At 45.9% G+C, this 14,008-nt stretch carries 12 protein-coding genes and 1 pseudogene; 12 read left to right on the top strand and 1 reads right to left on the bottom strand.

From position 1 onward, the window contains the following. The first annotated feature begins 34 nt into the window (after positions 1 to 34). The 9 genes and pseudogenes from DV872_RS03880 (at position 35) to DV872_RS03845 (ending at position 8,530) form a co-directional block, all read left to right on the top strand. The gene (locus DV872_RS03880; protein ID WP_158546819.1) at positions 35 to 475 is read left to right on the top strand and encodes a hypothetical protein; all 441 of its coding nucleotides are present in this window, start codon (positions 35 to 37) and stop codon (positions 473 to 475) included. Then, complete coding sequence (locus DV872_RS03875) at positions 472 to 1,386, top strand: respiratory chain complex I subunit 1 family protein (protein WP_114628533.1); 915 nt, start codon at positions 472 to 474, stop codon at positions 1,384 to 1,386. Before DV872_RS03880 ends, DV872_RS03875 begins: the two co-directional genes overlap by 4 nt. Positions 1,387 to 1,401: 15 nt before the next feature. Then, a complete protein-coding gene (gene nuoB, locus DV872_RS03870) occupies positions 1,402 to 2,058 on the top strand; it encodes an NADH-quinone oxidoreductase subunit NuoB (RefSeq protein ID WP_114628532.1) in 657 nt (218 codons plus the stop codon). A 74-nt stretch (positions 2,059 to 2,132) separates the two neighbouring features. After that, positions 2,133 to 2,669, top strand: coding sequence for an NADH-quinone oxidoreductase subunit C (locus tag DV872_RS03865; RefSeq protein ID WP_114628531.1), 537 nt, complete (start codon positions 2,133 to 2,135; stop codon positions 2,667 to 2,669). Continuing rightward, positions 2,666 to 3,835, top strand: coding sequence for an NADH-quinone oxidoreductase subunit D (locus tag DV872_RS03860; protein ID WP_114628530.1), 1,170 nt, complete (start codon positions 2,666 to 2,668; stop codon positions 3,833 to 3,835). The genes DV872_RS03865 and DV872_RS03860 overlap by 4 nt, the downstream gene beginning before the upstream one ends. Before the next feature lie 5 nt (positions 3,836 to 3,840). Then, positions 3,841 to 4,620, top strand: a pseudogene (locus DV872_RS27225) (4Fe-4S binding protein); the annotation flags it as partial. A gap of 15 nt (positions 4,621 to 4,635) precedes the next feature. Beyond that, the gene (locus tag DV872_RS27220; protein WP_370446648.1) at positions 4,636 to 5,625 is read left to right on the top strand and encodes an FAD-dependent oxidoreductase; all 990 of its coding nucleotides are present in this window, start codon (positions 4,636 to 4,638) and stop codon (positions 5,623 to 5,625) included. A gap of 56 nt (positions 5,626 to 5,681) precedes the next feature. Beyond that, positions 5,682 to 6,131, top strand: coding sequence for a ferritin family protein (locus DV872_RS03850; RefSeq protein ID WP_114628528.1), 450 nt, complete (start codon positions 5,682 to 5,684; stop codon positions 6,129 to 6,131). A 128-nt stretch (positions 6,132 to 6,259) separates the two neighbouring features. Beyond that, the gene (locus DV872_RS03845) at positions 6,260 to 8,530 is read left to right on the top strand and encodes an EAL domain-containing protein (RefSeq protein WP_114628527.1); all 2,271 of its coding nucleotides are present in this window, start codon (positions 6,260 to 6,262) and stop codon (positions 8,528 to 8,530) included. Positions 8,531 to 8,547: 17 nt separating this feature from the next. Here the strand turns inward: DV872_RS03845 and DV872_RS03840 are convergent, their stop codons facing one another. Then, the gene (locus DV872_RS03840) at positions 8,548 to 10,278 is read right to left on the bottom strand and encodes an ABC transporter ATP-binding protein (protein ID WP_114628526.1); all 1,731 of its coding nucleotides are present in this window, start codon (positions 10,276 to 10,278) and stop codon (positions 8,548 to 8,550) included. A gap of 104 nt (positions 10,279 to 10,382) precedes the next feature. On the opposite strand from DV872_RS03840, the gene DV872_RS03835 reads away from it, so the two are divergent. Genes DV872_RS03835 through DV872_RS03825 form a run of 3 tightly spaced genes read left to right on the top strand, consistent with a single transcriptional unit; the run spans position 10,383 to position 14,007 of the window. Continuing rightward, entirely contained in the window at positions 10,383 to 11,909 is a 1,527-nt protein-coding gene (locus tag DV872_RS03835; RefSeq protein WP_158546818.1) for an NAD(P)/FAD-dependent oxidoreductase, read from the top strand. Further along, positions 11,906 to 13,099, top strand: coding sequence for an iron-sulfur cluster-binding domain-containing protein (locus DV872_RS03830; RefSeq protein ID WP_114628524.1), 1,194 nt, complete (start codon positions 11,906 to 11,908; stop codon positions 13,097 to 13,099). The genes DV872_RS03835 and DV872_RS03830 overlap by 4 nt, the downstream gene beginning before the upstream one ends. A 44-nt stretch (positions 13,100 to 13,143) precedes the next feature. Beyond that, positions 13,144 to 14,007, top strand: coding sequence for a DegV family protein (locus DV872_RS03825; RefSeq protein ID WP_114628523.1), 864 nt, complete (start codon positions 13,144 to 13,146; stop codon positions 14,005 to 14,007). Position 14,008: the final 1 nt, after the last annotated feature.

The following is a 14,008-nucleotide window of genomic DNA, read 5'->3' as shown; positions in this document are numbered from 1 at the left end:
CTTCTCCTCTTTTCCCCATCTCTTTGTGGAGCCTATGTCGCAGATTACGGCAGCCTGGTTCCCCGAAGGAATGGCAATCGACTCAGCAGGTACTATCACCAATAGTTTCGGTTATTGGAACGGAAGCTGGGTAATGTATGTAACCATAGGTGTTTTTGCTGCACCCCTTCTCTGGCTTCTTATTGTTATGAGACGTCCTCAGAAGGTAAAACAGTTCAATATTGTTTTTGCAGCTGAGCGTCCGGATCGTCCGGAAACGACCCATTATGCCTACAATTTCTTTGCCCCCTACAGAAAAGCCCTTGGTTTTCTTGGGGGACCCGCAGTTGAAAATGTATGGAAAGGTGTTGCAGGGCTGACAGAAACCCTGTCTTCCAGTTTCCGCCGTATTTATACCGGAAACGGTCAGACCTATATGATCCATATCATTCTGCTTCTGACCCTGTCCTATTTTGTAATGAGAGGTCTGTCATGATTGAAAAGATTCTTTTAAAGGGCTTCTACACCCTGATTTCCTTATTTGTGATTGCCAACTATGGACTCCTCCTTATGGGTTCCATGGCCAGGATAAGAGCAAGGGTTCAGGGGAGAATCGGTCAGCCTGTCTGGCAGCCCTATATTGATATTGTCAAAAATAATGCCAAGAGATGGTCAATCTCCCACGGTGTTATGTTTTACCTTGGTCCGGTCTTCCGTCTTGCCGGAGGACTGGGAACCTATCTGTTTATTCCCGCTGTTCTGGGTTCTGCGGTATTCAGCAATTTCTCCTTCTCCGGAGATGTCATTCTGGTACTCTATTTTATCTTTTTCGGACAGCTGGGTATGGCTCTGGGAGCCGGACAGAGCGGTCATCCCTACAGCCCCGTCGGTGTCAGCCGGGGCCTGGCTCAGATGACAGCCTTTGAGGTCCCCTTTACACTGGCGGTAATTGCCCTGGCCAGTCAGTACGGAACTCTCTCCATCACTGAAATAGCCATGGCCCAGCAGGGCGGTATCCTGAGCTGGAGTCTGTTCACCAACCCTCTGGCCACAGTTGCCGGTCTATTCGCCTTTGTAGGAATGTCCATGCACAATCCCTTTTCCGTGGTCATTGCTCCTCAGGAGATCCCTATCGGTCCTCCCACAGAGTATCAGAGCAGTATGCTGGGGATGCTTCAGACTAACCGAGCCATCTTCAATGGAGCCAAACTGGTCCTTTATGTGAACCTGTTTTTCGGGGGAGCCAACAGCCTTCCCGAACTGGTAGTGAAGACCTTCTGTCTCTACTTTATCAATGTATTCGTGGGAGTATCCTTCCCTCGATTCCGTATCGAACAGGCTATCCGCTTCTTCCTTTTTGTCCCGACTCTTATCGGGCTGGCAGCGGTTCTGCTTCAATACGTCTAAAACTGAGGAGATTCTATGAGTAAAACAACAGATGATCTGACCACCAGAGAGGATCTGGATCGTCAGCTTAAATTGCCTAATGCAGGCCTCAGTGAGGAGGATAAACCTCTTTTCTGTGATGCCCCGCCCCAGACCATTGCTCCTTATAAGGGTATATGGGAAAATTTTCTGAACTGGGCACGGGCCAACTCCCTGTGGATTCTTGGATTCGGAACAGGATGCGGAGCCATCGAACTTCGTCCCCTGATGACCGCTCGATTTGATATGTACCGTTTCGGTGTGCAGCCGCGGCCCACACCAAGACAGTCCTGTGTCTTTGTTATCGGAGGTTATGCCTCCACAAAGACTATCAAGAGGATAGTGCGCTCCTATGAGCAGATGCAGGGACCCAAGTTTGTTCTTGGTCTGGGAAGCTGCACCATCAACGGCGGTATGTATTGGGACAGCTACAATACAATCAACAGACTGGATCATTATATTCCTGTTGATCAGTATATAGCCGGATGTATGCCCCGTCCTGAGGCTCTTCTTGCGGGAATCAAGGCTCTACAGGCCCAGATTCTTGCGGGAGATACGGAAAACACCAACAAGTATATCGAGAACTTCGAGTGGTATAAGGCCAATCAGAAGAAGATCATCACCGACTGGAATATGCCGGATTACAACTGGTGACCCCCTGGCCCTCAGGACTAAACAAGAAAATCACCAGAGCTGTAAATCAGCGTTGGTAGGAGGCTTATACAAAAATGACAGAATTAATGATGCGCATCAATGAGCGCTTTACCGTCGACAAGACGGATATTAAGTCGGACAGTCAGATCTTCCTGACAGTTCGGAAAAACCAGGCCGGTCAGCTGATCACCTGGCTTAAAGATATTGAAGGTTTTAAACATCTGATCATGGTCACCTGTGTGGATTGGCCCGAAAGGAAGAAGATGATACTCCACTATCTGCTTCATAATTATGACAGTGTTCAGGATATGGGAATCCTTGTGGAGCTGGGACGCGAGAATCCCGAGATGGAAGATCTCCATCACCTCTGGGCCCAGATGGCGACCTATCAGAGAGAGCTTTATGAAATGCACGGGGTTGATTTCCCCGGCAGTCCACGGCTGACAGAACCCTTCTGTCTTGAAGGCTGGAGTGAACTGCCTCCAATGAACCGTGATTTTGATACAAAAAAATACTCGGAAGAGACCTTCTTTCCCCGTCCCGGACGATCTACAAATGATCCGGAAGAGACCATGCGGAAAGAACTCTACCCCGGGAGGGCGGAATTATGACCATTTATGCCAATGAGAATAAATACCCCGAAGTCAAAGACGGTAAAGCCGAACTGGATATGTCTTCGGGGAAATATATGAAGATATGGCAGGGTCCTCAGCATCCCGGAATCACAGGGAATATGTCCCTGGAACTGACAATTGCCGGAGATGAGGTCTATGAATGTAAGACTCATCTGGGCTATCTGCACCGTGGATTTGAAAAACTGATTGAGCGCAGAACCTTTATGCAGAGCTTTCCCATAGTCTGCCGTATCTGTGTTCCCGAACCTGACTTTAATGAATATCTTTTTGCTCAGGGACTGGAAAACCTTTCAGGTATCCAGGCTCCCGAAAGAGCTCAATGGATCAGGACTCTCAATCTGGAAATGGCCCGGCTGACAAGTTTTCTGATGTGGATCGGAGGGCAGGCAGGAGCCTTTGGAATGGGGACGATAGGGCAGTGGACTGTAACCCACAGGGATTACATGCTGGATCTTTTTGAAGAACTCAGCGGTGGAAGAATCTACCATATGTATATTGTTCCCGGAGGAGTTCGAGCTGAACTTCCCGACGGTTTTGCCGGTCGTCTGGAGGATACTCTGGTGAAGGTTGAAAAACTCTGCAAAGAGATTGAACTGGTGATGTTCCATAATGCAGTGTTTAAGATGCGAAGCAAAAAACTGGGGATTATCGATCCAGCCTGGGTGGATGAATACGGAATTACAGGACCCAATATGAGGGGTACGGGAATCAAGCGGGATATCCGCAGGGATCAGCCTTATCTGGTATATGATCAGCTGGATTTTGATATAGTCACCGGCAGCGATTCTGATGCCTATGAACGAGCCTGGTGCCGTCTGCAGGAGATGCATCAGTCCATTGATCTTATTCGTCAAATCATGGTCCGCATGCCTGCCGGGGATATTCATACCCCCCTTCCCAATATTCTCCACTGGAAAATCCCTGAAGGAAGTACCTACCTCAGGGCTGAATGTACAAGAGGTGAATACGGTTACTTTATGCAGACAGACGGTTCGGGAATGCTGAGGCGTATGACAGTGAGAGGACCCAGTTACACCCACGCTGTGGCCCTGATGGAAAAGATGGCAGTGGGAACCAACATTGCCGATATTGCCGGTCTGATGGTATCTCTGCATACCTATCCGCCTGAAGTAGAGAGGTAAGGAAAATGAGTATAAAAGATGTAATTGCTCCTTTCGCGGTGTGGAAGAGAGCCTTTGAAAAACCCTATACCATCAGTAAACCCATTGATGAGAGACCTGGAGCCGAGCGCTACAGGGGATTTCATATCAATGACGGAGATAAATGTATCGGCTGCGGTACCTGTGAAGTTATCTGTCAGAATGAAGCCATTGATCTTGTTCCGGTAAAAGGGGTGGAAGCCAATAACGGTGACAGCGGACTGCGGCCTCAAATTGACTACGGCCGATGCTGCTGGTGTGCTCTGTGTGTGGATGTCTGTACCACAAGTTCACTCCGGATGAGCAACGAGTATGTCTGGGTGGATCAGGACCCTGAAGTGTTCCGTTTTGTTCCGGGATACGACAAAAAACCCTGGGATGACAGAAAAGAGGGCTATAGACGGGATTCCGACAATTACAGCCTTCTGAACTATGACCGTGTAGATATGAAGGCCATGGAGCCCGGGGAAGGAATCAAGTCCTTTGCCGAACTTATTCAGGGTTATTCCCGGGAGCAGGCTGTTAAAGAGGCTGATCGCTGTGTTGAATGCGGAATTTGTGTGGCCTCCTGTCCCGCTCATATGGACATACCCGGTTATATCCGGGCCGTGAGAGAGGGAAATACAGAAGAAGGTCTCAGACTCTTATATAAAACCAATCCCTTTCCTGCCTCCTGCGGAAGAGTCTGTACTCACCGCTGTGAGGATGTCTGTGCCATCGGTCATCAGGGAGATCCCCTGGCCATCCGCTGGCTCAAGAGGTATATCGCCGATCAGGTAGATTTGGGAAACTATGCCAATATACTGGGAGCTCCCGAGGAAGACAGCGGAAAACATATTGCCATTATCGGAGCCGGTCCCGGAGGGCTGTCGGCAGCTTATTATCTGAGGATGATAGGTCATAAAGTGACTGTTTATGAGGGAAGAGAAGCTGCGGGGGGAATGCTCCGCTACGGAATCCCCGAATATCGGCTGCCCTACGATCAGCTGGATAAAGATGTTCAGTCTATAACAGATATGGGTGTGGATATTAAATACAATACTCTCATCGGTCAGGAACTGAGCTTTAAGGATCTGGCCGGGAAGCATGATGCCCTGTTCTTCTCTACAGGTCTGGATTCTGCCTATGGTCTCGGTGTTGAAGGTGAAAATCTTCCCGGTATTATTACGGGACTCTCCATACTGGAAGATGTGACCAATGGAAAAGACCCGGAACTTGGGGATAAGGTTGTAGTCATCGGTGGTGGAAATGTGGCCATGGATGCCGCCAGAACCGCCCGACGCTATGGCGCCGAAGTCACAATTCTCTACAGAAGACGAATTGTCGATATGCCTGCTGATCAGGAAGAGATTGATGAAGCTCTTGAAGAGGGTGTTATTATGGTACCACAGGCCATCCCCATGAAGGTGGAGACTGCTGCCTCTGGTAAACCTGTGATGACCTGGGGACACGCAGAAATGGTGGATCAGGGTGCCGGTCAGAGACCCAAACCGGTACTGATCGAAAATTCTACTGAACTGACAGAAGCCGATACCATTGTCGCTGCCATAGGGCAGGGATCTGATTACCAGTATCTGCCGGAAGAGGGCTATGAGGGTGTTGAGATCAAACGCTACTCTGTTGTCATTGATAATATGTCCCGTACCGGAAATGCAAAGATCTTTGCGGGTGGTGATATTGCCAACTCCGTTAAAGATGCGGTTTCAGCCATAGCTGACGGCCATGCTGCCGCGATTGGTATTGATAAATACCTTCAAGCCCTTAGGTCTTAACAGAATTAAACGCTGGAGTGATATTACTCACTCTGATAGTAAAGGAGTACTAAATAATGCGCAGTTTTAATGAAATCATGGATTTTGCCATCGCCAGAGAGAAGGATGCGGTTCAGTTCTATAAGGATCTTCAGAACCGTTCCCGGTTTGCGTCCCAGAAATCTGTTTTAAATGAATTTGAACTGATGGAAGTCGGGCATGTGCGTTTGCTTGAAGGTGTAAAAGAGAGGCAGTCCACAGCAAAGCTGTCTCAGACTATTCCGGGGGATCTTAAGCTTTCCGATTATCTCCATGACGTGAAGATTTCTGATGATATGACCTATCAGGAGATTCTTATTGCCGCCATGAAAAAAGAGGAGAGGGCAGCTGCTCTGTACACAGTTATGAGAGATCAGTCTGAAGATAGTGAGATCCGCAAAGTTTTTACTCAGCTTGTTATTGAAGAGGAAAATCATAAAAATCACTTTGAGTCCCTCTATGACAGAGATATTCAGGGAGACAACTGATTCAAAGGCAATGATTTAGCTCAGAATATTGACAAGTTCAGCCCTTTTGTTCACTCTGCGGAAGGGCTCTTTTTATTAATAAAGTCCTCTATAATGCATTAGAATTAATTCCGGAGACAATTAGAAGTATGAAAAGAGATCCCCATGTCAGAGAATTAAGATTTCAGAGCATTCATGATAGCTTCTTAAAAGGTATAATTGCCAACCTGGCGGCTGTTGTTCTTACAGGAATTCTATTCTCAGAGTATATTTTTGCAGAAGGAATTTCCCTGGTTCTTGGACTTCTTCTGTTAATTAATATCATCCGCCTTCCCTATGTTTTTATGATCCGGAAAAGTCTCCTGGACAGAAACAGCACCTTGGCCTTGTTCTGGGGCTTCGGGAGTCTGCATTTTTCTACACTTTGCTGGGCCGCAGTTATTTTAATACTGTATCCCCATATTGAAACTTCCCAATATCTTATCTTTCTGGTTATCATTCAGGCCCTTGCAACAGGGGGAATGATCAATCTCTCTGTCAGTCTTCCCCTCTCATTGATTCATGTTAATATTCTGATGCTTCCTATGATCTATATTTCCTCTGTAGACACAGCGGCTTCAAATAATATGCATCAGCCTCTTGTCCTGTTTCTGTATTATATCTTCCTTGTATTCTGGTCTTTTACATTAAACAGACACATAAATAATACTTTTCATCTGAAATTGAAGCATATAAGCAGTCTAGAGAAAAATGTGCTTAATGAGAGACGATATGAAACCATTTTCGAAGAAGCTCCTGCTGGAATATTTTACTATGATCTCGGTCTGATTATTCAGAACAGTAACAGCAGTTTTACCCAAATTTTACAAGTTGAATCAGGATCAATGAACGGCTTTGATATGCATAATCTACCGGATAAAAGAGTTTTTTCGACCTTGAATAGTGTTACAGGAAATGAAAAGGGGTTTTATGAAGGTCCTTATCATACTGCCCATTCAAAGAATGATATCTGGATATCTCTTCGAACTTCTCCTATTCTGGGGAATTCTGGTGAGCTTATGGGTGGTGTCGGTATTGTTGAAGATCTCACCGAGCGTATACGCATACAGAACAGGATAGAATATCAGGCCTACCATGATACTCTGACTGATCTCCCAAACAGGCAGCTTTTAAAGGACCGCCTGGAACAGGCTTTGAAAAGTGTTCAGAGGCATGGTCATCTGGGGGGGCTTCTTTTTCTTGACCTGGATAAATTCAAACTGATTAATGATACCATGGGACATAGGATGGGGGACCTTCTTTTAATTGAAGTTGCCAGGAGGCTCAAGCTTCTCCTGAGGGAAGAAGATACGGTTGCCCGCCTGGGGGGGGATGAATTTATTGTCCTGCTCCCTAACTTGGATATCAGTGCGGAAAAGGCAGTTCAGTATACAGATCTTGTCTGCGGTAAGATTCATGATGCACTCTCAAACCCCATCTCTCTTGATAAGCAAAATATACAGACCTCCACCAGTATCGGAGTTTACGTCTTCACATCTGATGATGATTCGGCGGAGCATATTCTGAAATCTGCCGATACAGCCATGTATGATGCCAAGGATATGGGACGAAACAGGAGCAGTTACTACCATTCGGGAATGGAAGAGAATTTGAAAAAGAGGATGGTTCTTGAGGTAGAACTGAAGGAGGCTTTGAAGAATAATGAGCTCTCTATCTACTATCAGCCCATTGTTGAAACAGATAATGAGAAAATAGTGGCAGCCGAATCACTTCTTCGCTGGAATCACTCCACTAAAGGGTTTATTTCTCCTGAAGATATAATAAATGCTGCTGAAAGTTCCAATCAGATTCTGATCCTCGGGGACTGGATTGTAGGTCAGGTTCTCAGTCAGTTCCGGGAGTGGCTTGACCGCGGCATAACAGAGCTTGAATATCTTTCCATCAATATAAGTATGAAGCAGATTCTTCAGCCCGGTTTCGCCGAAGGTATGATCAGTAAAATCAGGGAGTCCGGAGTCCCTCCCCACATGATTGTCCTGGAGATAACCGAGAGTGTTCTTATCTCTGATTTCGATATGACTGTCTCCAAGATCAGGACCCTCAGGAAGGAGGGAGTCCAATTTGCTCTTGATGATTTCGGTACCGGGTATTCTTCTCTGAGTTACCTGAAAAGGCTGCCGGTGGATAAATTGAAGATTGACCGTTATTTTACCCAGACTCTTCTTACAAACCATGATGATTATGTACTTATTAAAACAATCCTCAGTATTGCAGAATATTTCAATCTCAGTGTTATCACCGAGGGAGTTGAAGAGCAGGCACAGGTTGAAAAGCTTAAGGAGATGGGCTGTCCCCTCTATCAGGGGTATTTCTGCAGCAAGCCCGTTCCTCCACAGGATTTTATTAAACTACTGTCTTAAATTGATTAAAGTTCCTGTCACTCTTCCACTGCTACAAGAGTGCCCTTATCAGCCAGTGATTTGTAGTAACCATTCATCTCCAGCAGTTCTGTATGGGAACCCTGTTCCACTATCTCTCCCTGCTTCATTACATAGATTCTATCAGCTTTCATGATGGTGGAAAGTCTGTGTGCGATGATAATCGTTGTTCTGTCACGGCTGAGTTTCCACAGAGCTTCCTGAATAAGGCTTTCTGACTCATTATCCAGTGAACTGGTGGCTTCATCCAGAATAAGCAGTTCAGGGTTTTTCAGAAACACTCTTGCGATGGATATTCTCTGCTTCTGTCCTCCCGAAAGAAGGACCCCCCTCTCTCCAACTTCTGTTTCGATTCCGTCAGTCAGTCCTGCCACAAATTCCTCAAGGTTTGCCATTACAAGAGCTTCCTGCAGTTCTTCTTCTGTGGCATCGGGATTTCCATAGGATATATTTTCCCTGATAGTACCGTCAAAGAGGAATACATTCTGCTGCACAATGCCTATGGATTTTCTTAGACTCTCCTGTGTTACTGAAGAGATCTTCTGTCCATCAATTGTTATTTCACCTTTGTTCAATTCATAGAAACGGGGGATCAATGCAGCTATAGTACTTTTTCCTGCTCCCGACTCACCGGCAAGAGCAATGGTTTCTCCTACTTTGATCTCCATATTGATATTCTTGAGAATCCAGTCGGGAGATTTTTCATAACGGAAACTGAGATTCTTTATGTTCAGACCGGCCCCTGTGGGCTGGAATGGGACAGCATCTTTACTATCTATAATATCCGGATCAAGTTCCATGACTTCGAGAAAACGTTCAAAGGAGGAGATTCCCTGCTGCATCTGTTCGGTGAAGTTAATCAGCCGGTCAATGGGTGGCAGAACAACTCCTACATAGAGGATGAACGCAAGAAGATCCACCAGGGCCAGACTGCCCTGAAAAATAAGTAATGTTCCTCCTGCAATAATACAGAAGTAGTACATCTCCCGCAGGAAGTCCATAAATGAGTGGAACTGGGCCATCTTCTGATACATGATCTCTTTTGCCATTCGAAAACTTGTATTGGTCTTATGGAATTTACTGTTTTCCATATTTTCATTTGCAAAGGATTTTACTTCTCGGATACCCTGTACGGAGTTTTCTACAGTACTGTTGATGTCTGCGATCTCTTTCCGGACCAGACGGAATCCTTTTCTCATGCGGGAACCCATTATCAGACCCCATATCAGCATAAAAGGGAGGGGGATAAGGGATATCAATGCCAGTTGGGCATTGAAAACAAACATGACAGAATACGCCATGATCAGGACCACTGTGGATATCAGAAGATCCTCGGGAGCATGGTGGGCTACCTCGGCAATTATATTGAGATCGTTGGATATCCGGCTCATGAGGTGTCCGGTTTTTACCTTGTCAAAGTAGTTGAAAGAGAGTTTCTGTATATGGGCAAAAAGGTCCCGTCTCATATCGGCTTCAATCCGGACACCAAGAATATGTCCCCATTTGACCCTGATGTAGGTCAGCAGGGCTTTTGCAATATAGATGGCGAACATAAGAGACAGAGCCTTGAATATCATGTTTAAATTTCCTGCCGGAAGGTATTCTCCCAGGAGGGTTCTGGTTATAAAGGGGAATATTATGGCAAGGACAGAAGCTGTGACAGCACAGAACATATCCAGGATAAAAAGATTTTTATGGGGCCTGTAATAGGAGATGAATTTTCTGATCATGGAGCCACTATACCCGATGAAAGTGCATCCTGCCAATCTGCTATTTCAGGGGAGGAATAATATTTCCCCCCCCTCTCATTATTACTGGTATACTAATGTTCATTATGAGCTATGATGCTGTTGTTATGGGTGCCGGTCTTGGTGGACTTTGTGCGGCTTTTGAACTTTCAAAAAATGGAATTAAAACACTGCTGCTGGAGCAGCATAACCTGCCTGGCGGATTTGCCAGCAGTTTTGTACGGGGTCGCTTTGAGTTTGAACCCTCTCTTCATGAGATTCCCGATCCGGCAACAACAAAGGATATTCGAAGTGTCATTCGTTATCTTAAAGATGATGCGGAACTTGATATTGATTTTCTGGAAATTCCCGAAGCTTACAGAGTCATTCTTACAGAGAAAAATCTAAATGTTCGTGTCCCCTTCGGCTGGGATAATCTTATCGATGTCATTGCTGACAATGTTCCCGGCAGCCGGGAGCCCCTTGAGAACTACCGGGATCTCTGTATTGAGGTTCAGGCAGCATTCGGATATCTCAATAATCATCAGGATGATCTCAGTTATCTCAAACTCCTCAGGGAACACGGCAATTTCATTCGAACCGGTTCCTATACCGCCGAAGAGGTGGCTGATGCTCTAAAAATCCCCCAGGCTGCAAAGGATATTCTATATCCTTACTGGTGTTATCTGGGAGTCCCCATGGAGCGTGTCTCTTTTTCGCTCTGGGCTTCAATGCTTAATGCCTATATGAGTCATTCGGCTGCCATTCCCACGCTTCGATCTCATGAAATTTCATCTGCCTTTATTCATGCCATAGAGGCTCAGGGCGGGGAGTGCCGAATGAACAGCCGGGTTGATAAAATCCTGACAGAAAATGGAGAAGTCCGGGGAGTTCGGCTCTCTTCAGGCGAAGAAATCTCCTGCCCGAATGTCGTGTGCAACAGCTCTCCCACCAGAGTCTACAGCAGTCTTATTTCTCCTTCTTCCGATATCCCGAAGATGGCTCATCAGAATGTTAACAGCCGGATACACGGATTCAGCCTGGCTGTGGTTTATCTGGGACTGGATATTGATCATAAATCACTGGGTCTGGAGGACTATAGTTATTTTATCGCTCCCCATATGGATACAGAGGAGCTGTATGAAGCAAGCCATGATTATAAATCAGAAAATATTATGCAGGCTTCTGTCTGCCTCAATGTCGGGAATCCCGGCTGCTCTCCCCCGGGGACATGCATTTTATCCATGACTGTAGGGCAGAGTGACGGGTCATGGGATAAAATACTCCCCGTGGATTATTTTGAAGCCAAGAAAGTCATAGCCGACATAATGATTAATCAGTTTGAATCGGCCACCGGGGTCGATCTGAGAAGTCATATTGAAGAGATTGAAGTGGCTACTCCACAGACATTTGCCCGCTATACGGGTGCCTGGAACGGACTGGTTTACGGATATGAGCCCGAACCCTGGGATGGGATAATCCCCCGGGTACTGGGTAAGGAGAAGGAAAACTATTTTAAGGGACTGGTTTTCTGCGGAGGATACTCCTACAGGGCCCACGGCTACAGCAGCTCTATCCTGTCCGGTAAAGCTGCCGCGGAAGATATTTTATCTTCCAGAGGGGATAAATCATGAAAATTGTGATTAAAAACAGCCTTCTGGATCTATTAGCCTTTGGAAAGCACCTCAAGATCAGGGAAAAATTATTTACTGCTGCTTCATCGGAGCAGAGGAGTGAAGGGAGTGTCAATCTTCTCTCCGGGTTGATTCATCCCGATTCACAGGATCTTGTTATTGATGAAGTCATTGATGAAAGCTCCGATATGAGATCATTTATTCTGCGTCCGGTCTCTTCAACACAGAAAATTGCAGCCTTCCGAGCCGGTCAGTATCTTGTTCTTTCCTCCCGTGAGGAGGGGCTTGTTTTAAAGAGACCTTATTCAATTTCATCTTCACCCTCCGAATCCATGGAAAGAAACTTTTATAAAATTACCATCAAAAGAAAGAAGCTGGATATGGATGGTTATTTCAGCGACCATGTATTCCGTCAGTGGGAGAAAGGGAGCAGGCTGAATGCATCGGGACCCCAGGGAAACTTCTATTATGATCCCCTGAGAGATGCAGATCGACTTATCTGTATCGCGGGAGGTTCCGGGATAACACCCTTCCGTTCGATGATTCCTGAATTATTGAGTCAGGATCTGGAAATCTTTCTGTTTTACGGATTCAACAAAGATGGGGACGATGTATTCTCCGCCGATTTCAAGGCTCTTGCAGATATGTATCCCGACTCCTTTTTCTATTTTCCACAAGCCATGAACACTCAGGGGGTACTCAGCTCTGCAATAATCAGAGACAGTCTGGATAAGGTTTCCCCGCAGAAGGTAGAATCATCCTTTTTTATCTGCGGACCTCCGGAAATGCACAGTTATATGGACGGAGAACTGGCTGCCTTTTCACTCAGGCCCAAATTTATTCGCCGGGAAAGTTATGGTTGTGGAACAGATCAAAGAGATCAGACTTTTAAAGAATACAGCCTGACCCTGAAGGGCGGGGCAGAAGATATTGAATTGACAGCCCGGTCCAATGAGACCCTTTTAACAGCATTGGAACGGGGAGGAGTAGATGCTCCTTCATCCTGCAGAGCTGGAGAGTGCGGCTGGTGTCGTTCTCTGCTCCTTTCGGGAGAGATCTCTGCGGATCAGGGACTTACGGGTATTCGTCAGGCTGATAAGAAATTCGGCTGGATTCATCCCTGTGTTTCTTACCCGAAAGGGAATATAATTTTGAGAGTACCCGAAAACCCGGAAAAAGTAGTAACATGAACTGAATGAGACATTTAGTCCTTCGGTCTTAAAAAGGAGTTTATATGGTATTAGTTGTCGATTCTGCACTTCAGCTTGAGCAACCCACGGTTAAAGCTCTGGGTATTGATGTTATTGAGTTTCCTATTTTTCTGAATGGTGAACCCTATCCTGCATCTATGGATATGAGCCGTGAGGAAAAGGATAAACTGCGTCTTATACTGAAAGATAAGAACAACAAAGTTACTACCTCCGGTTTAAGAGAAGAAGATCTTGAGAGGGTCTACCTTAAATACAAGGGAGAAAAGATCATCTCTCTTCATCAGAACAGTAAAGCCACGACGGCTACAGTAGCTGTTATTAACAAACTTTTAAAAGAGCATCCCGAACTTGATATCGAGCATATTAACTCCCGGCATCTGACATCGGCATACAGTGTCATAGTGCAGCAGGCTGCCGAAGCTGTAAACAGCGGGATGGAATATGATGATGTGAAGGATTTTATTCTGAAAGCCAGAGATAATACCCGCCACCTGGGTGTTGTGTATGACCTGTTTTATCTTCACCGGACCGGCAGACTGGGACTGGCAAAAGCCCTGATGGGTTCAGCCATGAAGATAATCGCACTTCTGGGATCCTTTGAAGAAGAACCGGGAGTATTAAAGTCTATCGGTAAGGTTAAAAATTACCATCAGGCAAACCAGAGATTCATCAAGATTATTCAGGATGATATGGCAAAGAAAAATGGAACAAAGCTGAGAGCTGTTCTTTCTGTTATCGGACCTCATGAAGAGGAGGCTCAGGAGCTTAAAAAACTACTGGATGAGCAGGATTTTGAAGTTCACGCCGAAGTTCACTACACCAATCACAGCAATATGCCCCATGCGGGACCCGATTTTTACGATATAGGATATACAATTTTTAAATGAT

Source organism: Oceanispirochaeta sp. M1, from assembly GCF_003346715.1.
In the GTDB taxonomy this organism is placed as follows: domain Bacteria; phylum Spirochaetota; class Spirochaetia; order DSM-2461; family DSM-2461; genus Oceanispirochaeta.
This window is presented reverse-complemented; position numbering and strand designations above follow the sequence as displayed.

Coding starts and splice junctions, on each gene's coding strand:
- DV872_RS03875 (WP_114628533.1), top strand. CDS start 472: ATGATTGAAAAGATTCTTTTAAAGGGCTTCTACACCCTGATTTCCTTA.
- nuoB (WP_114628532.1), top strand. CDS start 1,402: ATGAGTAAAACAACAGATGATCTGACCACCAGAGAGGATCTGGATCGT.
- DV872_RS03825 (WP_114628523.1), top strand. CDS start 13,144: ATGGTATTAGTTGTCGATTCTGCACTTCAGCTTGAGCAACCCACGGTT.
- DV872_RS03840 (WP_114628526.1), bottom strand. CDS start 10,278: ATGATCAGAAAATTCATCTCCTATTACAGGCCCCATAAAAATCTTTTT.
- DV872_RS03865 (WP_114628531.1), top strand. CDS start 2,133: ATGACAGAATTAATGATGCGCATCAATGAGCGCTTTACCGTCGACAAG.
- DV872_RS03850 (WP_114628528.1), top strand. CDS start 5,682: ATGCGCAGTTTTAATGAAATCATGGATTTTGCCATCGCCAGAGAGAAG.
- DV872_RS03860 (WP_114628530.1), top strand. CDS start 2,666: ATGACCATTTATGCCAATGAGAATAAATACCCCGAAGTCAAAGACGGT.
- DV872_RS03845 (WP_114628527.1), top strand. CDS start 6,260: ATGAAAAGAGATCCCCATGTCAGAGAATTAAGATTTCAGAGCATTCAT.
- DV872_RS03880 (WP_158546819.1), top strand. CDS start 35: ATGTCGCAGATTACGGCAGCCTGGTTCCCCGAAGGAATGGCAATCGAC.
- DV872_RS03830 (WP_114628524.1), top strand. CDS start 11,906: ATGAAAATTGTGATTAAAAACAGCCTTCTGGATCTATTAGCCTTTGGA.
- DV872_RS03835 (WP_158546818.1), top strand. CDS start 10,383: ATGAGCTATGATGCTGTTGTTATGGGTGCCGGTCTTGGTGGACTTTGT.